Raw genomic sequence first — 22,654 nt, forward strand, 5'->3', positions numbered from 1 at the left:
ACAGACCACAGGGCCCCGGCGGCGAAGCCGCGCCGGGGCCCTGTGGCGTGTCCGGCCGACCCCGGGGGTCGGAGCGGGTGGCAAGCCAGGCCGAGAAAGGTGGTGGGGCAACGGCGAATTGAGGTGACGGACCCCTACTGTGGCCGCATGATCGTCGAACCCCTGGACGTCCGCGAGGGCGGCTCCCTGCCCGGCCCGCTCCTCACCGAGCTGACCGAGCTGTACGCGTCGAACCGCGAGTTCCAGCAGCTCAGCGGGGACTTCCCGGACCCCGACGACATCCGGCCCGAGCAGGTCGCCGCCTCGCTCGCCGAGGAGCTCGCGCACCCGGACGCCGAGGTGCTGATCGCCCGTTCGGCAGGGCACGTCATCGGCGTCTCGGTGACGCGGTCGCACCACCCCACCGACCCCGACGACCCGGACCCCTGGATCGGGCTGCTCATGGTGCACGCCCGCGACCACCGCGTCGGCTTCGGCCGCGAGCTCGCCGAGATCGTCGAGAAGCGGTTCCGGGAGGCGGGCCGCCAGGGCGTCAAACTGGCGGTCCTGGAGAACAACCCCAACGCGGTCGCGTTCTGGACGGCACTCGGGTACGAGGAGACCGACCGCCGCAAGGACCTGCGGCTCGGCCGCGACTCCATCGTCATGCGGAAGGCGCTGTAGGGGCCGGGGCCCTCGGTCACGGCCGGGCCTTCACGGCCGGGCCGGGCGTTCGTCGCCGTACAGCCAGGTGTCCCACACCCCGCTGAGCTTCCCGCTCAGCTCCTCGCCGGCCGCCTCCTCCACGTACCGCGTGAAGTCCTCCGTCGACGCGTTGCCGTGCCGGTACTTCGCCGGCCAGCCGCGCAGGATCCCGAAGAAGGTGTCGTCGCCGACGGCCTGGCGGATCTTGTGCAGGACCATCGCGCCCCGGCCGTAGACGGGCGGATCGGAGATCCGCTCCGCCGACGGCGGCTCGGCGGGCGGGAAGGCCCAGTTCGCCGAGTCGGCGAAGGCCTCCTCGAAGCTCCTCTGCGCGGGCGTGTCCTCGAAGTCCTCCGCGTACAGCCATTCGGCGTACGTCGCGAAGCTCTCGTTGAGCCACATGTCACGCCACGACTCCGGCGAGACGGAGTTCCCGTACCACTGGTGGGCCAGCTCGTGGACGAGGAACCCCACCGTGAAGGTGCCCGCCGCGAAGAACGGCCGGGTCTGCGTCTCCAGCGCGTACCCCACGTCGACGGTCGGGTCGACGATCGCGCCGACGGAGGAGAAGGGGTACGGGCCGAAGTTCTCCGCCTCCCACGCCAGCAGCTCGGGGATGCGGGCGAGCAGCGCCGGGTCCGCCTCGGAGCCCTTCGTGGCGGTGTGGACGGGCAGCCCGGACGGCGTGCGCGTGACCCGGGTCTCGTACCGGCCGACGGCGACCGTCGCGAGGTAACTCGCCATCGGCTCGCCCGAACGCCACGCGTACGTCGCCCGCCCGCCGCGCGTGCGCCGCTCCTTCAACTCGCCGTTCGACAGGGCCTCGTACCCCTGGGGGACGGTGACGGTGACCGCGTACGTGGCCTTGTCGCTGGGATGGTGGTTGCCCGGGAACCACGTCATGGAGCCGGTCGGCTGGCCCAGCGCCAGCGCCCCGTCGGAGGACTTCAGCCAGCCCTCCTCGGCGTCCTCGTCGGTGAAGGTGCGCGGGACGCCGGAGTAGCGGATCACGGTACGGAAGGTGGCGTCGTCACCGACGGCGCTCGCGGGCCGCACGGTCAGCTCCTCGCCGGAGCGGCGCACGGTGGCGCGCTCGCCGTCGACGGTGGCGGACCGCACCGTCAGCCCGGCCAGGTCGAGGTTGAAGGCGCTGAGGGCCTGGGTGGCGCGGGCGGTGATGTCGGCGGTGCCGGTGAGGCGGCCGGTGGCGGGGTCGTAGTCGAGGGTGAGGGCGTAGTGGCGGACGTCGTAGCCGCCGTTGCCGAGCCGGGGGAAGTAGGGATCGCGCAGACCGGCGGCGCCGGGCTTGCCGGACACGGCGGAGCCGCCGCCGCTGCCGGTGCAGCCCGTGGCGAGGCTGCCTGCCAGCAGCAGAGCGGCGGCGGCACGTACACGCGTCCGGGTCCGGGTCCGGGACGGCGTCCTCGTCCGCGTCCGGGCCCGCGTCCGCGTCCTGCTCCGCGTCCGTGAAGATCGGTGATCCACGCACCGATCCTACGGACGCACCGGGGCTACTTGCCCAGCGAGGCGACGCCCGCCTGGGCGTACTTCTCGTCGAGGTCGCCGCTGGGCGCGCCCGCCACACCGATGCCCGCGATCGGCGCGCCGTCGGCCGCGACCGGGGCGCCGCCGCCGAGGAAGAGGGTGCCGGGGATGTCCTTGAGGTTCGGCGCGGTCTGGAGGCGCTTGACGAGCTCGGAGGTCGGCGCGTTCCAGGAGACGGCGGTGAACGCCTTGCGGACGGCGGAGTCGTACGACTGCGGGCCCGCGCCGTCGCCGCGCAGGGTGACGAGGGTGGTGCCGTTGCGGTCCACGACGGCGACCGTGACGCGCTGGTTGTCCTTCTCGGCGGCCTTGAGGGCGGCCTGCGCGGCCTTGGTGGCGGCGTCGATGGTGAGGTGCCGGGTGGTGCGGAGGTTGTGGTCGGAGGCGTCGACCGTCTGAGCGGGCGCGGCGGCCGGGGCGGCCGGGGCGGCGGCGTTCGCCGATATCGCGCCGAAGGTACCGGCGGACAGCGCGGCGGCGGCGACGGCGCCGGTCAGGACTCGGGCGCGCAGCGACATCTTCTTCACGGGGGACTCCTTCGTACCGAGGGCTTGTGCTTTCGATCCTGGGGCCGCCGGCAGGGGTCCGGGGTCAGCCGATCGGTTGATGCCGCGCCGCCGCGCGCGGGCGAGGATGGCGGCGTACGACGGTGACGTAAGGACGGGAAAAGGAGCGCGCCGTGGAGCAGGACCCCGACGCCCGCAGGCTGGCGCGGGTGATGCACGCCGCGTTCTTCGCGCTGCTCGGCGCCTCCCTGGTGCGGTTCCTGCTGCGCCACCCGTGGGCGGAGCTCGGCCCGTGGGTGGTGGGGCTGTCGGCGGCGCTCGCGGTGCTGTACGTCCTGCCGAGCCCGCGCCGGTTGGCGTGGCTGGGCACCGTCGTCGCCGTGTGGGTGGTGCTGGTGGTGCTGGCGCCGAGCTTCGCGTGGTGTGCGGTGCCGCTCTTCTACACCGGTCTGCGCACGCTGCCGCCGCGTGCCGCGCTCGCGCTCGTCGTCCTGCTGACCGCGTTCGTGGTCGCCGCCCAGCTGCGGCTGTCGGACGGCGCCCTGGACCCGAACGTGCTGGTCGCGCCGCCCGCCGTCGCGGCGATCGCCACCGCCGTGTTCCTGCACACGCGGCGGCAGGCGGACCGGCTGGCGGCGACCGAGCGGCGCGAGGGCACCCTCGCGGAGCGGCAGCGGCTGTCGATGGAGATCCACGACACCCTCGCGCAGGGCCTGTCCAGCCTGCGCATGCTGCTCCAGGCCGCCGACCGCACCTGGGACGGCGATCCGGCGACCGCCCGCCGCCATGTGCGTACGGCCGCGGCGATCGCGGAGCGCGACCTCGCCGAGGCGCGCCGCTTCGTCCACGACCTGGCGCCCGCCGACCTCGCGGGAGGTGTGGCCCTGGAGGACGCGCTCGCCGCCCTCGCCGCCCGCGAGTCGACGGGGGAGTCAGTCGGCGACTCGGCGGGGGGCTTCCCGGTCGCCTTCCGCGTCGACGGCACACCGGTCGCCCCCCTGCCCGACCGGGTGCGCTCCGCGCTGCTGCGCATCGCGCAGGGCGCGCTCGCCAACGTCCGCGAACACGCGGGCGCGACCTCCGCCGCGCTGACCCTCACCTACCTGGACGACCAGGTCGTCCTCGACATCGCGGACGACGGCCGCGGCTTCGACCCCGCCCGCCACGCCGCGCCGCGCGGCGGTCGCGGCCACGGCCTGCCCGCGATCCGGGCGCGCGCCGAACAGCTCGGCGGCACCCTCACCATCGAATCCGCGCCCGGCGAGGGCACGGTCCTGTCGGTCTCGATCCCCCTGGAACGGTCATGACGGTACGGATCCTGCTCTGCGACGACCACGCCGTCGTACGCGCCGGGCTGCGCGCCCTGCTCGCCAGCGCGCCCGGCATCGAGGTCGTCGGCGAGGCGGGCAGCGGCGAGGAGGCGGTCGCCATGGCCGCCAAACTGGCGCCGGACGTCGTCCTGATGGACCTCCAACTCGGCCCGGGCATCGACGGCGTGGAGGCCACGCGCCGCATCGCCTCGCCCGAGGTGCGGGTGCTGGTCCTCACGACGTACGACACCGACGCCGACGTCACGCGCGCCGTCGACGCGGGCGCCACGGGCTACCTGCTGAAGGCGGAACGCCCGGAGGAGCTGTTCGCCGCGATCCACGCGGCGGCGGAGGGCCGCCGCGCCCTGAGCCGCGCCGTCCCACAGCACCGCGCCCCCTCCCTCACCCACCGCGAGCTCGACATCCTCGGCCAGCTGGCCCGCGGCCTCGGCAACCGCGAGATCGCCCGGGCCCTCTTCATCAGCGAGGCGACGGTCAAGACGCACCTGGGCCGCATCTACGCGAAACTCGGCGTGGACACGCGGGCGGGCGCGGTGGCGGTGGCGAAGGAGCAGCGGCTGCTGCCGTGAGGGCCGGCCCGCGGGTGCGGCCGGGGTCCGTGGATGCGGGCGGCACCGCGGGTGCGGGCGGCCCCGTGTGTCCGGGCACCGCGCAGGTGCGGGCCGGCCTCCGAGGTCGTGACACCATCGACCACGTGCTCGACATCGGCTACTCCCTCTCCCGCCGCTTCCCCGACCCCCCGCAGACCGACTACCGCCACGCGGACGTCCACGCCCTGCGGCACGACCTCTTCTGCGGCGACGTGTACCTCGCCGACACCGAGACCGACCGCGAGGTGTCCACAGCCTGGGGATGGGTGCCGGTGCTCGACTTCGCGTGGGCGCTGTGCGACATCGTCGAGCGGCTCGACCGCGACCCGCTCGGCAGCCGGTCGGCGAAGCCGCAGTACGCCGAACTCGACTTCACCGAGTCCTCCGACCGCATGCTCTTCGAGCGCCGCTTCGGCTGGGTGGACGTCGAGGCGGACTGGATGCCGGCCGACGAGCCCCCGCTGACCTTCGGCCACGCCGTGCTGCGCCGCGAGGCCCGCGACTTCCTGCACGACCTCATCGCGGACCTGACGGACATGCACGAGGGCCTGGCGGACAACCCGGCGATCTGGACGCTCCAGTCGCGCTTCCCCCGAGTCGGTTGATCAGGACGCTTGACCTCAAGCGCGCTTGAGGTCAGAGGCTGGGCTCCGTCACCGCACCAGAGGAGAGAGCCCGTGCACGCCATCCGCCTCCACACCTTCGGCCCCGCCGAGAACCTCGCCTACGAGCAGACGCCCGACCCCCGGCCCGCCCCCGGCCAGGTCCGGATCGCCGTCGCAGCGGCCGGCGTGCACCTCCTCGACACCGCGCTCCGCGAGGGCATGAAGGGCCCCTTCCCCGCCCCCGCCGAACTGCCCACCATCCCCGGCCGCGAGGTCGCCGGAACCGTCGACGCGCTCGGCGAGGGCGCCGACCCCGCCTGGCTCGGCAAGCGCGTCGTCGCCCACCTGGGCCTCGCGCCCGGCGGCTACGCCGAGCTCGCCGTCGTCGACGCCGCCCGGCTCCACGCGATACCGCCGGGCCTCGACGAGGCCGAAGCCGTCGCCATGATCGGCACCGGCCGCACCACCCTGGGGATCCTCCAGTTCACCGAACTCGGCCCCGACGACGTCGTCCTCGTCACGGCCGCGGCCGGCGGCATCGGCACGCTCCTCGTCCAGTACGCCAAGAACGCCGGCGCCACCGTCGTCGGCCTCGCCGGCGGCCCCGCCAAGACCGCCCGTGTCGAGGCGAACGGCGCCGACCTCGCCGTCGACTACACGCTCCCCGACTGGCCGGACCGCGTCCGCGCCCACCTCGGCGGCACCCGGCACGCGACCGTCGTCTTCGACGCCGTCGGCGGCGACACCGCCCGCGCCACCGTCGACCTCCTCGGCAAGGGCGGCCGGCACGTCGTCTACGGCTGGGCGGGCAAGGGCATCCACGACGGCGAGCCGCTCACGTACACCGACGAGGAACTCGCCGAGCGCGGCATCGTCTCCCTCAATGTCCTCGGCCCCGCCATGATCCAGAAGGCGGGCGGCGACGTCCGCGCCCTGGAGCTCGCCTCCCTCGCCGAAGCCGCCGCCGGCCGCCTGCGCCCGGCCGTCCAGCGCTTCCCGCTCGCCGAGGCGGCCGCCGCCCACCGCGCCCTGGAGACCAGGGGAACGACGGGCAAGGTCGTCCTCATCCCGTGACGGGCTCCTTGACGCAGCGCGGCCAGTACCGGCCCTCCGCGTGGTGCACCCCCTGCGTCTCGTCCGCGAAGCCGGGGATGCGCTGGTCGAAGGCCTCCAGCACCCGCAGATACGTCAGCAGCGGCCCGTCGTGCCGCCCGGCGCGCTCCCCGGGCATGAGCACCGGGATGCCGGGCGGCGTCGTCGTCACCTGCGTGGCGACGATCCGCTCGGCCACCTCGGACAGCGGCACCAGCTCCGTACCGCCGCGGATGAACCGCTGGTACGCCTCGACCGGCGTCAGCACCGGCTCGGGCGGCTCGGCGCTGGGGCCGTTCGGCCTCCGAACGTGCGGAGATGCGGAGGCGCGGCGTCCAGGCCGCTACGACCCCAGCCGCACCAGCGCCTCATCCGTCAGCCGGTACACCGTCCACTCGTCCTGCGGCCGCGCCCCCAGCGACCGGTAGAAGTCGATCGACGGGGTGTTCCAGTCCAGGACCGACCACTCCAGCCGCTCGTACCCCCGCTCCACACAGATCCGCGCCAGCTCCGTCAGCAGCGCCTTGCCGTGCCCGCCGCCGCGCGCCTCAGGCCGTACGTACAAGTCCTCCAGATAGATCCCGTGCACCCCGCGCCACGTCGAGAAGTTGAGGAACCACAGCGCGAAGCCGACGACCTCGCCCTCCTCCGTCTCGGCGATGTGCGCGTACGCCGCCGGACGCTCGCCGAACAGCGCCTCCCGCAGCTGCTCCTCGCTCGCCCGCGCCTCGTCCAACGCCTTCTCGTACTCGGCGAGCTCGCGGACCATCGCGTGAATGACAGGGACGTCGTCGACCACAGCTGTACGAATCATGAGAGCAGTATCCGGCCCACCGCCGCCCGCTCCCCCACCAGGACCGTCTCCCCGTCCTCCACCTCCCACAGGGAGTCCTCCAGCACCCGGCCCAGCGTCCACGCCAGCGCCCGCTCCCGGTCGAGCCCCAGCACTTCCGTCATCAGGTCGAACCGCCACCGCACCTCACCCGGCTCGAACCGGTTGCACAGCGCCGGCAACAGCTCGAACCCCGGATCACCGGCCAGCGGCTTCGGATCGATCGCCAGCCACGGCTCCCGATCCGCCGCCAGCACGTTGTCGAAGTGCAGGTCCCAGTGGAGCAGCCGGTCCCCCGGCTCGCCCGCCACCTCCCGCACCGCCGCCGCGCAGTCCCGCAGCAGCCGCCGGTCCTCCGCCCGCGCCAGCCGGCGCAGCGCCTCCGGTACGCCGTCGAGCATGTCCGCCGCCATGTCGCGCAGGCGCCGCAGCCCGGCCGGCGCCGGCGCCGCCACCAGCCGCGCCAGCACCCCCGCCAGCACCGCCGTCGCCTCCCGCGCGTCCTCCACCGCCGACAAGGACCGGCCGTGGGGCAGCCACTCCAGCAGCAGCGCGCCCGTGCCGGCGTCCTCCGCCAGCAGCCGTACGGCCCCGTTCCCGTCCCACGCCCGCAGCGCGGTGCCCTCGCCCGCGTTCTCCTCGTCGGGCAACTGCAACTTCAGCGCGCCCCGCGCCCCGTCCGCCGTCACCACCGGCACCACCAGCGCGACGAGCCCGTGCATCACCGGCCCCGCCTGCCGCAGCCCCCACTCCCCCAGGAACCGCTCCGCCAGCCCCGGCAGCGCGGCGACGAACGCCCGCCCCTCCGCGCCGTTGAACTCCTCCTGCGACCGCGCCAACCCGGCCGGCACCTCGATCACCGCGCCACGCCCCCATCCAGTAACGTCCACACCCACCCGACAGCAGCACCCAAGGAACCACATGGACACCGTCAACGGCGGCATATCGTTCTGGTACGCACAGGAGGGCACCCCCGCCCCCCGGGAACCGCTCCCCGGCGACACCACGGCAGACGTCTGCATCGTCGGCGGTGGCTACACCGGCCTGTGGACCGCCTACTACCTCAAGAAGGCCGTCCCCTTCCTCAACATCACCGTCCTGGAAGCCAAGTTCTGCGGCTACGGCGCCTCCGGCCGCAACGGCGGCTGGCTCTACAACGGCATCGCCGGCCGCGCCCGCTACGCCAAGCGCCACGGCCACGAGGCCGCCGTCCGCCTCCAGCGGGCGATGAACGACACCGTCGCGGAGGTCGTCAAGGTCGCCGGCGAGGAAGGCATCGACGCCGACATCCACCAGGGCGGCGTCCTCGAAGTCGCCCACACCCCCGCCCAACTGGCCCGCCTGAAGGACTTCCACTCCGTCGAAGTCGCCTTCGGCGAAACCGACCGCGAGCTCTACGGCGCCCGCGACACCGCCGCCCGCATCCGCGTCACCGGCGCGGTCGGCTCCAGCTGGACCCCGCACGGCGCCCGCATCCACCCGGTGAAACTGGTCAAGGGCCTGGCCGCCGCCGTCGAAGCCCTCGGCGTCACGATCCACGAATCGACCCCCGTCACGGAGATCCGCCCCAAGCACGCCGTCACCCCGTACGGCACGGTCCGCGCCCCCTACATCCTGCGCTGCACCGAAGGCTTCACCGCGAACATCAAGGGCCACAAGCGCACCTGGCTCCCCATGAACTCCTCCATGATCGCCACCGAGCCCCTGCCCCCGGAGGTCTGGGACGAACTCGGCTGGAACAACCGCGAAACCCTCGGCGACATGGCCCACGCCTACATGTACGCGCAGCGCACCGCCGACGGCCGCATCGCCCTCGGCGGCCGCGGCATCCCGTACCGCTACGGCTCCCGCACCGACAACGACGGACGCACCCAGCCCGCCACCATCGAGGCCCTGCGCGACATCCTGATCCGCTTCTTCCCCTCCCTCGCCGGCACCCGCATCGCCCACGCCTGGTCCGGCGTCCTCGGCGTCCCCCGCGACTGGTGCGCCACCGTCACCCTCGACCGCACCACCGGCCTCGGCTGGGCCGGCGGCTACGTCGGCTCGGGCGTCGCCACCGCCAACCTCGCCGCCCGCACCCTGCGCGACCTGATCCAACAGGACTCCGGCCAGTCCGGCCCCACGGACCTCACCACCCTCCCCTGGGTCAACCACAAGGTCCGCCCCTGGGAACCGGAACCCCTGCGCTGGCTCGGCGTCCACACCCTCTACGCCGCCTACCGCACCGCCGACCACCAGGAGACCACGACCAACACCCCCACCACCCCCCGCCTCGCCACCCTCGCGGACCGCCTGTCGGGCCGCCACTGATCCGAGGCCGCGCTCCCGCACCTGAGGCACTGTCAGTGGCGGATGCCACCCTGTCCGGACCCGGTACGAGACAGGCGGGAGCACGGCGTTGCCCAAGAAGAAGCAGAAGCCGCGCGGCAAGACCCAGCGGAAGCAGACACCCAAGGTCAAGCCCGTAGCGCTGTACCACGATATGGCCGTGTACGAGAACTTCGAGCGCTGCGCGCCCCGAGTGTTCGCGGTCATCCACAAAGCGCAACAAACAGCCCCGAACGCGCCGCGCATCCTCTACTTCGACATACAGGGCCACCGGAACAGCGAAAATGGATATGACCGCGACTCATGGGAGATGATCCACAACTTCCTGCCCGAGGTGGCACTTCCCTACCTCACCGAGCTCCACACGCCGATGTACACCATGGAAAACGGACGCCGCCAGGACAACCGGGTACCGCCGGAGATGCGCATTGGATATCCGGAAGGCGAAGAGAGGTCCTTCTGGTATGACATCGACTCGCTGCCTCTGCGCACGAGAGAGACCGAAGGTGGCACAAGAAAGACGTATCCGCCAAAGCGGGCGATCATGGACTACCTCGGCATCGCCGAGGAGTGCCTCATCTGCTGGGGCTCACCCGTCGAGCGCGCCCACGTCGTCCCCGCATCCCTGGGGGGCTCGATGGACGTCCGCAACTTCGCCCTCCTCTGCACGGACCACCACAAGCAGGCACCCGACATAGCCGACGCCGAGGCGTTCTGGGCATGGGTCGACTACGCCGAGATCCGGGACTCCGGCAGCAAGTGGCTGCGCGCCCCGGAAGAGGTGAAGCTCTGGGTAAAGGCGAGCGGCGGCAGAACGGAGCCGATCGACCGCGGCGAGATGGAATTCCTCACGGCCGTACAGTTCGAACTCCGCCACCTGTACGGGTGGACGGATGACGATTTCTCGGCAGTCTCGTGGGAATTCATGGAGGAGTACCACCGCGTGCTGGACCGGGCTACCGGGCGCCATTTCGCCGTGGAAAGAAAGGTCTCCACGCACGCATGGGCGTATCACGTTGCCAGATTGAGACTGGCGGCTCGGTAAACAGTGCCGGCAACCCTGCACAAATGAAAGTATCCCGGACCTGAATGGCCCGGGATACGGTTTCGCTGGAGCCGCCTGTCGGAATCGAACCGACGACATCCAACTTACAAGGTTGGTGCTCTACCAATTGAGCTAAGGCGGCATCACTCACGCGCGGGGCACATGAGCGCTCTCCACTCTACACAGCGACGGATGCCGAAGCCACGAGGTTGCTCACGCCCGTAACCGCCCGCCCACCTGTTCGTTGAACGCACTGAAGTTCAGTTCGGAGACCGGATCTCGAGGGTGGGGCGATGGCGGAGGGGACACCTGGTCGCGTGCGGGTCACCGGCGCGGAGGCCAAGCGCGTCAAGCAGGAGATGCTCGGCATCGGCGAACGGCGCAAGCACCAGGCACGCGCCGCCACCCCGATGCGCAGCCGCGCGAAAGCCGCCGACACGCAACAGCGCGTCTACCGCTTCCGCTTCTACCCGACCCCCGAGCAGGCCGGGCAGCTTGAGCGAACCTTCGGCGCGTGCCGGTGGGTCTACAACCAGGGCCTCACGCTCCGCTCGGAGGCGTGGGAGAAGTTCCAGGTGTCCGTGGGGTACGCCGAGACGTGCCGGGCCCTCACCGGTTGGCGGCGTGCCGAAGCGACGTCCTGGCTCCAGGAGATCTCGTCGACGGTCCTCCAGCAGGCACTGCGGCACCTGGACACGGCGTTCCAGCGGTTCTTCCGGAAGGCGGCGAAATATCCGCAGTTCAAGAAGAAGCGAACGTCGCGGGATTCGGCGACGTACGTCCGGACCGGGTTCCGGTGGGTGGAGGATCCGGAGCGGCCTGGGACCGGTCTGGTGACGTTGGCGAAGCAGACGGCTCCGCTGGATGTGCGGTGGTCGCGCGCCCTCCCCGCCGGGGCGGTGCCGGTGAAGCTGACGGTGACGCGGGACAGAGCGGGACGGTATTTCGTCTCCACGCTGGTGGAGGAGCGGATTGCTCCCTTGCCGCCGGTGTTTCTTCCCGAGGACACCGAGCCGAGGGCCGTGGGACTCGATCTCGGCCTGGCCGCGCTGGTGACGTTGGACGACGGCCGGAAGCTGGAGCATCCACGCCTGCTGAAGAAGTACGCGAAGCAGCTCGCCGACCTGCAGCGGCAGCTGCACCGTAAGGAGAGAGGTTCGAAGAACCGGGGCAAGGTCCGGCAGCGGATCGCCCGGCTGTACGCGCTCATCGGTGACGTCCGAAGGGACATGCTGGACCAGTTCACGACCCGCCTCGTGCGCGAGAACCAAGTGCTCGTGGTGGAGGAACTGCCCATCGCCAACCTGATGCGCCCTGCGGTCGGGAAGGGCAGGCGCCGCAAGGCGAAGCTGAACCAGTCGATCAAGGATGCGGCCTGGGGCGAGCTGCTGCGCCAGCTTCGCTACAAGTGCGAGTGGTACGGCCGGACGCTCGTGATCGTGGACCGCTTCTTCCCGTCGACTCGGCGCTGCTCAGCCTGCCACACCAAGGGACCACGGCTTGATGTGTCGGTGCGCGAGTGGTCCTGCGAGGAGTGCGGCATGGTGCACGACCGCGATGTGAACGCGGCGGTGAACCTCCGAGAGGAGGGCATGCGGCTGTACTGGCTGCTGGCGACAGCGCTGCCCCCGGGCAAGGCACTGCCGCCGGTGATCAAGGCGTCGGAGCTGGTGGAGTACTCACCGGCCGCCTGAGAAAAAGCACTACGGACCGATGGGCCGTCGGCCGTCATGCCTGTGGAGCCCGCGTAAGACCGGCTGGGTGTGGCCCTTGAGGGTCATGCCACGGCGGCAAGGGGTGATGAAGCAGGAAGGGGTGTTCGTGAGGACATCCACGCACCGTCTGCGCGGGGCATGGTCAAAAGCGCGTCGCTCTGGCATCGCGGCATCGTCACCCGCCGCGCCGAAAATTCGCCCACCTCCACCTACTGACAGAAGCCACCCCGCCAGGTACCGTCACCCGAAGTTCACCCACGTGGACTAGACCCATCACTTCCTTCCACTCGGATCGTCCGGCACGTTCCTGCCGGTGAAGGGATCACATCACCATGGCTTCCGTCACGTTCGACAAAGCGACCCGGATCTACCCCGGGGGCACCAAGCCCGCCGTCGACCAGCTGGAGATCGAGATCGCCGACGGCGAGTTCCTCGTCCTCGTCGGCCCGTCCGGCTGCGGCAAGTCCACCTCGCTGCGCATGCTCGCCGGCCTGGAGGACGTCAACGGCGGCGCGATCCGCATCGGGGACCGCGATGTCACGCACCTGCCGCCGAAGGACCGGGACATCGCCATGGTGTTCCAGAACTACGCGCTGTACCCGCACATGACCGTCGCCGACAACATGGGCTTCGCGCTCAAGATCGCCGGCGTGAACAAGACGCTGATCCGCAAGAAGGTCGAGGAGGCGGCGAAGATCCTCGACCTCACGGAGTACCTGGACCGCAAGCCGAAGGCGCTCTCCGGTGGTCAGCGGCAGCGTGTCGCGATGGGGCGTGCCATCGTGCGGGAGCCGCAGGTGTTCCTCATGGACGAGCCGCTGTCGAACCTCGACGCCAAGCTCCGCGTCTCCACGCGTACGCAGATCGCGAGCCTGCAGCGCCGTCTCGGCATCACCACGGTGTACGTCACGCACGACCAGGTCGAGGCGCTGACGATGGGCGACCGCGTCGCCGTGCTCAAGGACGGCCTGCTCCAGCAGATCGACACGCCGCGCAACATGTACGACCGGCCGGCGAACCTCTTCGTCGCCGGGTTCATCGGCTCCCCCGCCATGAACCTGGTCGAGGTGCCGATCACCGACGGCGGTGTCAAGTTCGGCAACAGCGTCGTCCCGGTGTCGCGCGAGGCGCTGGCCGCCGCGTCCGGCAAGGGCGACAAGACCGTGACGGTCGGTGTCCGCCCGGAGCACTTCGACGTCGCGGGTGCCGAGAGCGACCAGGGCGTGGCGGTCTCCGTCAACGTCGTCGAGGAGCTCGGCGCCGACGGGTACGTGTACGGCTCCGCCCGCGTCGGCGGCGAGGACGACAAGGACCTGGTGGTCCGCGTCGGCGGCCGCTCCATCCCGGAGAAGGGCTCGGTGCTGCACGTCGTGCCGCGTCCGGAGGAGATCCACGTCTTCTCGACCTCCACGGGCGAGCGCCTGAGCGACTGACGCGCCACAGCGCCTCGACGGCCCCGCACTTCGGTGCGGGGCCGTTGGTGCAGTTCCGCCCGGATGTCGACAAATACCCCGGCACACCGGTCAATTCGGACCCTGTTCGTCAACACCCGATTCGAAAAGGCGCGTCGAACCATCCCCCGTGGGGGTGACTAAATGTCTCCAAATCATCACTGGCCGCTACGCTCACGTCCGTGACCCACACAGCACGCCGAATCGGCCGCACTCTCGCCCTCGTCCTGCCCGTCGTCCTGGTGCTCTCCGGAACTCTCGCGGTCACCAGTGTCCCGTGGGCCGGCAGCCGCTCCGACTCGCAGTTGCTCACCGCGTCGTCGGAGAACGTCTCCGTACGGGCCAAGTCCCGTGCCCCGCAGGATATTCTGCGCGACCGCCTCCTCGCACAGCTTCAGGAGGAGAACCCGGGTGTCGCGCTGACGAGCCTGCAGCGCGAGGTGGAGGAGCGTCCGTCGCTCGCCAAGCACTGCATGTCGATCGCCCGCGCGCTCGGCCGCGCCGCCGTCCTGCACTACGGGCCCGTGCGCGCCCAGTCGTACTCCCGCCCCGTGTGCGACACGTCGTACGCCTCCGGTGTCGCGAACGAGAGCTGAGCCACCCTGTCGAGGTATGCACACCTCTCCGACGCAGGCCGTGATCCTGGCGGGCGGCCAGGGCTCACGTCTGCGCCCGTACACCGACGACCGCCCCAAGCCGATGGTCGAGATCCCGGGAACCGGGACCCCGATCATCGGCCATCAGCTTTCCTGGCTCGCCGCTGAGGGCGTCACGGACGTCGTCGTCTCCTGCGGCCACCTCGCGGACGTCCTCCAGCGCTGGCTGGAGACGGCCGACCTGCCGCTGCGCGTCACCACCGTCGTCGAGCACGAGCCGCTGGGCCGGGGCGGCGGCCTGAAGTACGCGGCCGCGCGCCTGCCGCGGCCCGAGCAGCCCTGGTACGCCACGAACGGTGACATCTGGACGCGCTTCTCGCTGCGCGAGATGGCCGCCTTCCACGCCGAGCGGGACGCCCTCGCGACCCTGGCGCTGGCCCGGCCCCGCATCCCCTGGGGCGCCGTCGAGACCGACACCTTCGGGAACGTCACCGACTTCATCGAGGCGCCGCCGTCGCCGTACCTCATCAACGCCGGCGTGTACGTCTTCTCCCCCGACTTCACCAGCGCGCTGCCCGACCGGGGCGACCACGAGCGCACCACCTTCCCCCGCCTCGCCCGTGAGCGGCGCCTGGCGGGCTTCCCGCTGCCGCAGGGCGCGTACTGGCGGGCCATCGACACGGCGAAGGACCTGGAGCGGGCGGCGCAGGAGCTGGCGGCGTACCAACTCTGAGGCATACCAACTCCGAGGGGCTGCCACCGTGTTGCCACGGTGACAGCCCCTCTCGCCTGTGTGTCGTACGGGTCAGCCGAGCAGGCCGCCGATCGGGTTGTGGTTTCCGCCACTCGAGCCACCGTCGTCGGAGCCGCCCGAGGCGCCGTCGTCCGAGCTGCCGCCGCCACCGCCCGAGGTGCCGGTGGAGCCGCTGGAGGACGGACCGGAGTTGCTGCTGGCCGGCGGCTCCGGGTCGACGGGCCGGGTCTGCTGCGGGGGCCGCTGGCCGGTGCCCTGCGTGGCGGTCGGCCGCTGGTCCTCGGCGCGTCCGCTCTCCCGTACGGTCCCGGCCGGGGTCGACTCGTCGGCGGTCGGGGTCTTGGAGGTGGACGCGGACGGCTTGGGCGGCCGGTGGGAGGACTCGCCGCGGGAGGGCGGGGCCTGTGTGCCGGGCTCCTGCGGCAGGGGCTGGCCGGGCAGGTGGTTGGTCGGGTCGTCGTTCGGTCCGGGCACGGTGACCATCTCGGTGGAGCGTACGGCTCCGCCGAGCACCGACCCGATGAGCAGCGTCAGGCCCACCACGACGGTCGCGACGAGCGCGCCGCGCCGCAGGACGCGGCGGCGCAGGTCCCACAGGGCGGAGCGGGGGCCGAGCGTGCGCCAGGCCTCGCCGGCGAGGCGGCCGTCGATGGAGTAGACGGGGGCGCCCGCGATGATCAGCGGGGACCAGGCGGCGAGGTAGACGATGTCGGGCGCGTCGTACGCGGGGACGGTGCGCCAGCTGACGGTGAGGATGAGCGCGGCGGAGAGCAGCGCGCCGAAGACGGCGGCCACGCGCTGCCAGAGGCCGAGGACGGTCAGCACGCCGACGACGACCTGGGCGAAGGCGACGGTGAGTCCGGCGCCGACGGGGTGGGCGAGGGCGAAGTCGCGCAGCGGCTCGGCGGCGGGCCAGGGGTGCAGGGAGGTCAGCCACGTGACCATGGAGCCGCGCTCGCCGCCGTCGAAGTAGACGGGGTCGCAGAGCTTGCCCATGCCGGCGTAAATGGAGATGAAGCCGAGGAAGACGCGCAGGGGCAGGAGGACGACGCCGAGGTTCATGCGGCGGCCGGGGTAGTAGGCGTGCCGCTGGGCGGCGGCGTCGGCGTAGACCGCGCGGCGGTCGCCGCTGCCGCGCGTAGGGATGTCGTCGCGGGTGTCGTCGTCGGCCGCGGCGGGCTCGTCGTAGTCGTCGAGGCGGCCGCCGGGCCGGTCGCCCGGCCGGTGGTGGCGCTCGTACTCCTCGTAGGCGCTCTCGGCGCGCCGCATGGGCGGCAGGAGGGGCGTCGGCATGGTGTCGTCGGAGAGGGTGACGCGGGGGATGACCTGGGTGGCGCCGGCGTCGCGCGACGGGTCGAGGGTGTCCACGGCGGCGGAGTCGCGTACGGCCTGGAGCAGGCCGGTCGCTCCGGGGTCGCCGGGGGACGACTTCCCGCTCCACACGACGGTCGCCCGCCGCCGTCCTCCCGCTCCCGCCGCGCCCGCGCTCACGGCGGGTACACGGGTGGTGGTTTCGGCGAACCGAGGCTTCTTGACCGGGGCGAGCTGCACCCGGAAGCTGGCGTGGTTCACGATGACCTGCGCGGGATCGCAATCCACCTTGACCATGCTCAACGCAGGCTGATCGTCGAACCCGGGCCGGGGCGTTCTGGTGTCCACACTCATCTAACCGAGTGACGCGGGGATAGGACACTGCCTTGACGGCGGGGAAATGTCCGAGACCCGTCAAGATCATGACGGGTCTCGGATGGGTGTACGGGGTGTACGTACGCGGCGTACGGGGACGTACGGGTGTACGCGTCAGGCGCGGCGGCGCGCCGCCTCGTACAGGACGACACCGGCCGCGACGCCCGCGTTGAGGGACTCGGCGCCGCCGGGCATGGGGATGCGGACGAGGAAGTCGCAGGTCTCGCCGACCAGGCGGGAGAGGCCCTTGCCCTCGCTGCCGACGACGATGACGACCGGGCCGCCCAGCGCGTCCAGCTCGTGGACCTCGGTGTCGCCGTCGGCGTCGAGGCCGACGACAGTGATGCCGGCCTTCTGGTACGCCTCCAGGGCGCGCGTCAGGTTGGTGGCGCGGGCGACCGGGGTGCGGGCGGCGGTGCCGGCCGCGGTCTTCCAGGCGCCGGCGGTCATGCCGGCGGCGCGGCGCTCGGGGACGACGACGCCGTGGCCGCCGAAGGCGGAGACGGAGCGGACGACGGCGCCGAGGTTGCGCGGGTCGGTGACGCCGTCGAGGGCGACGATCAGCGGGTCCTCGCCGTCGTCGAAGGCGGCCGCGGCGAGGTCCTCGGGGTGCGCGTACTCGTACGGCGGGACCTGGAGGACGAGGCCCTGGTGGTTGAGGCCGTTCGTCATGCGGTCCAGCTCGGCGCGCGGGGCCTCCATGAGGTTGATGCCGCCGCGGTCGGCCGCGAGCTTGAGCGCGTCGCGCACCCGCTCGTCGTTGTCGATGAACTGCTGGACGTACAGCGTCGTCGCCGGTACGCCGTCGCGCAGCGCCTCGAAGACGGGGTTGCGGCCGACGACCATCTCGGACAGGCCCTTGCCGCCGCGCCGGGCGACCTGGCGGCGGTGCGCCTGCTTGGCCTTGGCGTTGGCGACGCGGTTCTTCACATGGCCCTTGCGGGCGGACGCGGGCGGCGTGGGGCCCTTGCCTTCGAGGCCCCGGCGCCGCTGGCCACCGCTGCCGACCGTCGCGCCCTTCTTGTTGGACGTGCGGCGGTTCCTGCGCTGGCTGTTCCCGGCCATGACTTACCTGCTCTGATCGATGCGTACGTACGTATGTGAAGTGCGTATATATGAAGTGTGCCAGCGCGGGGGCTACCGCGCGCCGAGCGTCCAGCGCGGGCCGTCGGGGCTGTCCTCGATGACCAGGCCGGACTGGCCCAGCTGGTCGCGGATCGCGTCCGCCGTCGCCCAGTCCTTGCGGGCCCGCGCCGACTCGCGCTGCTCCAGGACCATGCGGACGAGCGAGTCCACGACCCCGTGGAGGTCCTCGCCGCGGTCGGACTCGCCCGCCCAGTGCGGGTCGAGCGGGTCCAGGCCGAGGACGCCGAGCATGGCGCGGACCTCGGCGAGGCGCTCCACGGCGGCTTCCTTGTCGTCGGCGGCGAGCGCGCTGTTGCCCTGGCGGACGGTGGTGTGGATGACGGCGAGCGCCTGCGGGACGCCCATGTCGTCGTCCATCGCCTCGGCGAAGGCGGTCGGCACCTCGGCGGCGGGCTCGACGGCCCGGCCGGCCTTCTCGACGACCCGCTGGACGAAGCCCTCGATGCGCGCGAACGCGGCGTCCGCCTCGCGCAGGGCCTCCTCGCTGTACTCGATCATCGAGCGGTAGTGCGGGGTGCCGAGGTAGTAGCGCAGGACGATGGGGCGCCACTGCTTGACCATCTCGGAGACGAGCACGGAGTTGCCCAGCGACTTGGACATCTTCTCGCCGCTCATCGTGACCCAGGCGTTGTGCACCCAGTAGCGGGCGAACTCGTCGCCGTACGCCTTGGCCTGGGCGATCTCGTTCTCGTGGTGCGGGAAGACCAGGTCCAGGCCGCCGCCGTGGATGTCGAAGGCGGAGCCCAGGTACTTGTGCGCCATCGCCGAGCACTCCAGGTGCCAGCCGGGGCGGCCGCGGCCCCACGGCGTCTCCCAGTCGGGCTCGCCGGGCTTGGTGGCCTTCCACATGGCGAAGTCGCGCGGGTCGCGCTTGCCGGTGATGCCCTCCTCGGCGGGCTGGCGCAGGTCGTCGATGTCCTGGTTGGACAGCGCCAGGTACTCGGGGAAGGAGCGCACGTCGAAGTAGACGCTGCCGTCCGCCTCGTAGGCGTGGCCGCGCTCGATGAGGCCGCGCATCATCTCGACCATCTCGGTGACGTGCCCGGTGGCGCGCGGCTCGTAGGTGGGCGGGAGGCAACCGAGGGCCTCGTAGCCGTCGTTGAACGCGCGCTCGTTCTCGTACCCGATGGCCCACCAGGGGCGGCCCTGGTCCGCGGACTTGGCGATGATCTTGTCGTCGATGTCCGTGACGTTGCGGACGAACGTGACGTCGTAGCCGCGGTAGGCGAACCAGCGGCGCATGATGTCGAAGTTCAGCCCGGACCGGATGTGCCCGATGTGCGGGGCCGCCTGCACCGTGGCGCCACACAGGTAGATCGAGACGCAGCCCGGCCTGAGCGGGGTGAAGTCACGGATCTGCCGGGCGCTGGTGTCGTACAGGCGAATAGTCACCACTCCAGAGTAGTGGGCCGGTGCGAGTGCCCCGTGCCTCAGGTGGTACGGACGAGCAGTGCCGTCGCGATGGCGGCGAGGCCCTCGGCGCGGCCGGTGAGGCCGAGACCGTCCGTCGTCGTGCCGGATACGGACACCGGCGCGCCGGCGGCCGCGCTCAGCGCCTTCTGCGCCTCGTCACGCCGCTTGCCGATCTTCGGGCGTACGCCGATGACCTGGACGGCGATGTTGCCGATCTCGAAGCCCTCGGCGCGGACGATCCGGGCGGCCTCGGCGAGCAGGGTGACGCCGGAGGCGCCGGACCATTCGGGGCGCGACGTGCCGAAGTGGGCGCCGAGGTCGCCGACACCGGCGGCGGAGAAGAGCGCGTCGCAGGCGGCGTGGGCGGCGACGTCGCCGTCGGAGTGGCCGGCGAGGCCGTAGCCGTCGGAGTCCTCCCAGAGCAGGCCCGCGCACCACAGCTCGCGGCCCTGCTCGAAGGCGTGGACGTCGGTGCCGATGCCGACCAGGGGGATGCCGGCCAGGGGGGCGGCGGGGGTGCTAGAAGCCATCGTTGGCCCTCCGTCGGGCGAGGACCGCCTCGGCGAGGAGGAGGTCGAGCGGGCGCGTCACCTTGAACGCCTCCTCGTGGCCGGGGACGACCACGACGGGCTCGCCGAGCTGCTCGACCATGCTCGCGTCGTCGGTGACGCTGCCGGTGACGGTGGTGTGCGCGCGTACGAGCGTGTCGCGGTCGAAGCCCTGCGGGGTCTGTACGGCGCGGAGCGTGGCCCGGTCGGGCGTGGCGACGACCGGCTCGGGCTCGCCCTTCTCGCCGTCCGGGCGGGGCTCGACCTGCTTGACGGTGTCGGCGAGGGGCAGCGCGGGCACGACGGCGACGGCCCCGTCCCGTACGGCCTCGATGACCGCGTCGACGGTGTCGACCGGGACGAGCGGGCGGGCCGCGTCGTGGACGAGGACGGTGGTGATGCCGTCGGGCAGCGCGTCGAGACCGAGGCGGACGGACTCCTGGCGGGTCTCGCCGCCGGGCACGACGAGGTAGTCGGTGCGCTCGGGCAGCGCGTGCGCGTCGAGGAGGTTCTTGACCTCGGCGGCGCCCTCGGGCGGGGCGACCACGACGACGAGGGAGACCGCGCGGGAGGCCGCCATGGCGCGTACCGCGTGGATGAGCATGGGGGTGCCGTTCAGCGCGCGGAGCGCTTTGGGGGCGCCCGGGCCGAGCCGTACGCCCCGGCCGGCCGCGGGGATCACCGCGGCGGTGCGGGCCGCACGTGCGGGGGGTGCTTCGTCAGACATGGGTTGCACTCCGGCAGGTTTGTTGACTCGGCCGATTTGGGTATGGCCTTGGAGGCACGCCCGGACCGGACGACGGTCGGGGTAGTGTCGGCGCGGCGCCTTGACCGGACCCTTCCGTGACGACGGTCGAGCGAGCCGCACCGGCCGGGGTACGGACATGCCGCAGCGCCCGGCGACGCGCTGTTGATCCGTACGTTCCGTACGAGGTTCCGTACGTGTGGATCACAGCATGTCAGCGGGCACTGCGGCAACGCTTCGCGTCAGAACCGCTTGCGCGTCAGGACGCGAGGACCTCGTCGAGCAGGGCCTCGGCCTTGTCCTCGTTGGTGTTCTCGGCGAGCGCGAGCTCGCTCACCAGGATCTGGCGCGCCTTGGCGAGCATGCGCTTCTCTCCGGCGGAGAGACCGCGCTCACGCTCACGGCGCCACAGGTCACGCACCACTTCGGCGACCTTGATGACGTCGCCGGAGGCGAGCTTCTCGAGATTTGCCTTGTAGCGACGGGACCAGTTCGTCGGCTCCTCGGCGTACGGCGCGCGCAGCACCTCGAAGACCCGGTCCAGCCCATCCTGACCGACCACATCGCGCACGCCGACGAACTCCGCATTGTCCGCTGGCACACGAACCGTCAAGTCGCCCTGGGCGACCTTGAGCACCAAGTAGGTCTTGTCCACGCCTTTGATCTGGCGAGTTTCGATGGCCTCGATCAGCGCGGCCCCGTGATGGGGATAGACCACGGTGTCGCCAACCTTGAACGTCATGTGACAGGTACCCCTTCCGTGGCTATCCAGGGTAACACGAGAACGGCTTCTTCTGAATGGCGTTTTCGCAGGTCAGGGCATATCTCGGGGCTTGACAACACCGACAGGGACGTGCTGCGGAGGGCTCGCGGAAGGGGGTATTCGCAGGTCGGAGCGGCTGCGCGGGCGGGCGGAAACGGGCCCGTTACACGCATCCGGCTGCGGCGTGGCGAGGGTGAACGTCCGCTTTTGTCTGGTTCGAAGCGGTGAAGATCGCGTACTCCGTTCGGATGTCGGTCACTCGCTCGGACGATGGCGGCCATGATTCCCGAATTGGTGCGCGAGTGGGTGCGCGAGTGATCACCGACGGCTATTCGGTTAAGAATGTGGAATTGATCAAGGGGGGTTATGTGAACGCTGAACGGGCGGGTGCGCGGGCGGGGTGAGGGGGCGCGCCGGGAGCCGGGTGGCGGAGGCCGACGCGTGCCGGAGGCGGGTCGGGTGCGGGAGCGGGTGGAGGGGTCGGTAACCTGAGCCCGCTGAGTGATCCTTAGCTCAGGCTTACCCGTCCGTCTTCGGTCGCCGTCATCCGTCCGTCCGTACGTCCTAGGAGTTGCCGCCGCCGTGAGCCGCAGCCTTCGACGCGGCGCCCTCGCCGCCACCGCCATCGTGTTCTCGATCGCCTCGCTCTCCGCCTGTGGCGCCGGCAATGACGCCCAGACGCTCCAGATCAGGCCGGACAACGCCGCGACCACCGTCGGCGACATCAAGGTGCAGAACGCCACGGTGCTCACGCAGGAAGGGGCCGGTGAGGACGGCGCGGCCGTCGTCTCCGCCACCGTCTTCAACGGCGGCGACAAGCCCGAGACGCTGGAGGGCATCCAGCTGCCGGGCTCCGACGCCACAGTGAAGCTCTCCCCCGCCGAGGGCTCGGGCGCCATCACCGTCCCGGCGAACGGCTCGATCGTCATCGGCGGCAAGGGCAACGCCTCCGCGGTCATCGAGAACGTCGGCGACGCCGCCACCAACGGCGAGGCCCGTGAGGTCGTCTTCAAGCTCAGCGAGACCGGTGACGTGAAGCTGGACGCGTTCGTCGTCCCGGCGACCGGCTACTACGCGGACTTCGGCCCGTCGCAGGGCCCGAAGGCGCCGCAGTCCCCGGAGGCGACGAAGTCGCCGGAGGCCACGCCCACCGGCTCCCCGACGGGTTCCCCGACCGGTTCGCCCACCGGTTCGCCCGCGCAGGGCGAGACCTCTCCGGGCGCCCCGGCGGGCGGCGAGCAGTCGCACGCGGCCGACCACTGACACACGCGCGGGG

Annotated in this window: 23 protein-coding genes and 1 tRNA gene; 12 read left to right on the top strand and 12 right to left on the bottom strand. The window is 71.7% G+C overall.

Annotation, left to right across the window (positions count from 1 at the left end; all coding sequences use genetic code 11):
* The first annotated feature begins 147 nt into the window (after nucleotides 1-147).
* On the top strand, nucleotides 148-663 hold the full coding sequence (locus tag ABZX67_RS06875; protein ID WP_355355611.1) for a GNAT family N-acetyltransferase: 516 nt from the start codon (nucleotides 148-150) through the stop codon (nucleotides 661-663).
* 30 nt (nucleotides 664-693) lie between these two features.
* Here the strand turns inward: ABZX67_RS06875 and ABZX67_RS06880 are convergent, their stop codons facing one another.
* On the bottom strand, nucleotides 694-2,058 hold the full coding sequence (locus ABZX67_RS06880) for a M1 family metallopeptidase (RefSeq protein ID WP_355355685.1): 1,365 nt from the start codon (nucleotides 2,056-2,058) through the stop codon (nucleotides 694-696).
* Nucleotides 2,059-2,195: 137 nt separating this feature from the next.
* On the bottom strand, nucleotides 2,196-2,756 hold the full coding sequence (locus ABZX67_RS06885) for a heme-binding protein (protein ID WP_355355613.1): 561 nt from the start codon (nucleotides 2,754-2,756) through the stop codon (nucleotides 2,196-2,198).
* Between the two features lie 191 nt (nucleotides 2,757-2,947).
* Between ABZX67_RS06885 and ABZX67_RS06890 the strand changes: the two genes are divergently transcribed.
* The 4 genes from ABZX67_RS06890 (at nucleotide 2,948) to ABZX67_RS06905 (ending at nucleotide 6,335) form a co-directional block, all read left to right on the top strand.
* On the top strand, nucleotides 2,948-4,042 hold the full coding sequence (locus ABZX67_RS06890; RefSeq protein ID WP_355355687.1) for a sensor histidine kinase: 1,095 nt from the start codon (nucleotides 2,948-2,950) through the stop codon (nucleotides 4,040-4,042).
* Nucleotides 4,039-4,635 carry a response regulator transcription factor gene (locus ABZX67_RS06895; RefSeq protein ID WP_355355615.1) on the top strand — a complete coding sequence of 199 codons (597 nt, stop codon included), beginning with the start codon at nucleotides 4,039-4,041 and terminating at the stop codon, nucleotides 4,633-4,635. The genes ABZX67_RS06890 and ABZX67_RS06895 overlap by 4 nt, the downstream gene beginning before the upstream one ends.
* A gap of 125 nt (nucleotides 4,636-4,760) precedes the next feature.
* Nucleotides 4,761-5,261 (top strand): hypothetical protein, encoded by a 501-nt coding sequence (locus ABZX67_RS06900; protein ID WP_355355617.1) that lies wholly within the window; start codon nucleotides 4,761-4,763, stop codon nucleotides 5,259-5,261.
* 72 nt (nucleotides 5,262-5,333) lie between these two features.
* Entirely contained in the window at nucleotides 5,334-6,335 is a 1,002-nt protein-coding gene (locus tag ABZX67_RS06905; RefSeq protein ID WP_355355619.1) for a zinc-binding dehydrogenase, read from the top strand.
* Here ABZX67_RS06905 and ABZX67_RS06910 read toward each other — a convergent pair.
* The 3 genes from ABZX67_RS06910 to ABZX67_RS06920 form a co-directional block, all read right to left on the bottom strand.
* Entirely contained in the window at nucleotides 6,325-6,621 is a 297-nt protein-coding gene (locus tag ABZX67_RS06910; RefSeq protein ID WP_355355621.1) for a hypothetical protein, read from the bottom strand. The genes ABZX67_RS06905 and ABZX67_RS06910 overlap by 11 nt on opposite strands.
* A gap of 75 nt (nucleotides 6,622-6,696) precedes the next feature.
* Nucleotides 6,697-7,167, bottom strand: coding sequence for a GNAT family N-acetyltransferase (locus ABZX67_RS06915; RefSeq protein WP_355355623.1), 471 nt, complete (start codon nucleotides 7,165-7,167; stop codon nucleotides 6,697-6,699).
* The gene (locus tag ABZX67_RS06920) at nucleotides 7,164-8,045 is read right to left on the bottom strand and encodes an aminoglycoside phosphotransferase family protein (protein WP_355355625.1); all 882 of its coding nucleotides are present in this window, start codon (nucleotides 8,043-8,045) and stop codon (nucleotides 7,164-7,166) included. The genes ABZX67_RS06915 and ABZX67_RS06920 overlap by 4 nt, the downstream gene beginning before the upstream one ends.
* A 61-nt stretch (nucleotides 8,046-8,106) precedes the next feature.
* On the opposite strand from ABZX67_RS06920, the gene ABZX67_RS06925 reads away from it, so the two are divergent.
* Complete coding sequence (locus tag ABZX67_RS06925) at nucleotides 8,107-9,498, top strand: FAD-dependent oxidoreductase (RefSeq protein WP_355355627.1); 1,392 nt, start codon at nucleotides 8,107-8,109, stop codon at nucleotides 9,496-9,498.
* Between the two features lie 88 nt (nucleotides 9,499-9,586).
* Nucleotides 9,587-10,561, top strand: a complete 975-nt coding sequence (locus ABZX67_RS06930; protein ID WP_355355629.1) for a hypothetical protein — start codon at nucleotides 9,587-9,589, stop codon at nucleotides 10,559-10,561.
* 66 nt (nucleotides 10,562-10,627) lie between these two features.
* Here the strand turns inward: ABZX67_RS06930 and ABZX67_RS06935 are convergent.
* Nucleotides 10,628-10,703: transfer RNA gene (locus ABZX67_RS06935), tRNA-Thr, on the bottom strand.
* A gap of 151 nt (nucleotides 10,704-10,854) precedes the next feature.
* Between ABZX67_RS06935 and ABZX67_RS06940 the strand changes: the two genes are divergently transcribed.
* From ABZX67_RS06940 to ABZX67_RS06955, 4 genes are all read left to right on the top strand, one after another.
* Entirely contained in the window at nucleotides 10,855-12,255 is a 1,401-nt protein-coding gene (locus tag ABZX67_RS06940) for an RNA-guided endonuclease TnpB family protein (RefSeq protein ID WP_355355631.1), read from the top strand.
* A gap of 353 nt (nucleotides 12,256-12,608) precedes the next feature.
* The gene (gene ugpC, locus ABZX67_RS06945) at nucleotides 12,609-13,709 is read left to right on the top strand and encodes a sn-glycerol-3-phosphate ABC transporter ATP-binding protein UgpC (RefSeq protein WP_355355633.1); all 1,101 of its coding nucleotides are present in this window, start codon (nucleotides 12,609-12,611) and stop codon (nucleotides 13,707-13,709) included.
* 200 nt (nucleotides 13,710-13,909) lie between these two features.
* Entirely contained in the window at nucleotides 13,910-14,323 is a 414-nt protein-coding gene (locus ABZX67_RS06950; protein WP_355355635.1) for a hypothetical protein, read from the top strand.
* A gap of 16 nt (nucleotides 14,324-14,339) precedes the next feature.
* Entirely contained in the window at nucleotides 14,340-15,056 is a 717-nt protein-coding gene (locus tag ABZX67_RS06955; RefSeq protein ID WP_355355637.1) for a nucleotidyltransferase family protein, read from the top strand.
* Nucleotides 15,057-15,128: 72 nt separating this feature from the next.
* Here ABZX67_RS06955 and ABZX67_RS06960 read toward each other — a convergent pair whose 3' ends face one another.
* The 6 genes from ABZX67_RS06960 to ABZX67_RS06985 all read right to left on the bottom strand — a co-directional run bounded on the left by ABZX67_RS06960 (nucleotide 15,129) and on the right by ABZX67_RS06985 (nucleotide 21,357).
* Nucleotides 15,129-16,742: a DoxX family protein gene (locus ABZX67_RS06960; RefSeq protein ID WP_355355639.1), complete on the bottom strand. Its 1,614-nt coding sequence runs from the start codon at nucleotides 16,740-16,742 to the stop codon at nucleotides 15,129-15,131.
* A 135-nt stretch (nucleotides 16,743-16,877) separates the two neighbouring features.
* On the bottom strand, nucleotides 16,878-17,828 hold the full coding sequence (gene rlmB / locus ABZX67_RS06965; RefSeq protein WP_355355641.1) for a 23S rRNA (guanosine(2251)-2'-O)-methyltransferase RlmB: 951 nt from the start codon (nucleotides 17,826-17,828) through the stop codon (nucleotides 16,878-16,880).
* A gap of 72 nt (nucleotides 17,829-17,900) precedes the next feature.
* Entirely contained in the window at nucleotides 17,901-19,301 is a 1,401-nt protein-coding gene (gene cysS, locus ABZX67_RS06970) for a cysteine--tRNA ligase (RefSeq protein WP_355355643.1), read from the bottom strand.
* Between the two features lie 38 nt (nucleotides 19,302-19,339).
* Nucleotides 19,340-19,852 carry a 2-C-methyl-D-erythritol 2,4-cyclodiphosphate synthase gene (gene ispF, locus ABZX67_RS06975; RefSeq protein ID WP_355355645.1) on the bottom strand — a complete coding sequence of 171 codons (513 nt, stop codon included), beginning with the start codon at nucleotides 19,850-19,852 and terminating at the stop codon, nucleotides 19,340-19,342.
* Entirely contained in the window at nucleotides 19,842-20,597 is a 756-nt protein-coding gene (ispD, locus tag ABZX67_RS06980; RefSeq protein WP_355355647.1) for a 2-C-methyl-D-erythritol 4-phosphate cytidylyltransferase, read from the bottom strand. The genes ispF and ispD overlap by 11 nt, the downstream gene beginning before the upstream one ends.
* 277 nt (nucleotides 20,598-20,874) lie before the next feature.
* A complete protein-coding gene (locus ABZX67_RS06985; RefSeq protein ID WP_003953493.1) occupies nucleotides 20,875-21,357 on the bottom strand; it encodes a CarD family transcriptional regulator in 483 nt (160 codons plus the stop codon).
* Nucleotides 21,358-21,960: 603 nt separating this feature from the next.
* Between ABZX67_RS06985 and ABZX67_RS06990 the strand changes: the two genes are divergently transcribed.
* On the top strand, nucleotides 21,961-22,641 hold the full coding sequence (locus tag ABZX67_RS06990) for a DUF461 domain-containing protein (protein WP_355355649.1): 681 nt from the start codon (nucleotides 21,961-21,963) through the stop codon (nucleotides 22,639-22,641).
* Nucleotides 22,642-22,654: the final 13 nt, after the last annotated feature.

It is taken from the genome of Streptomyces sp. NPDC003036 (genome assembly GCF_040611175.1).
In the GTDB taxonomy this organism is placed as follows: domain Bacteria; phylum Actinomycetota; class Actinomycetes; order Streptomycetales; family Streptomycetaceae; genus Streptomyces.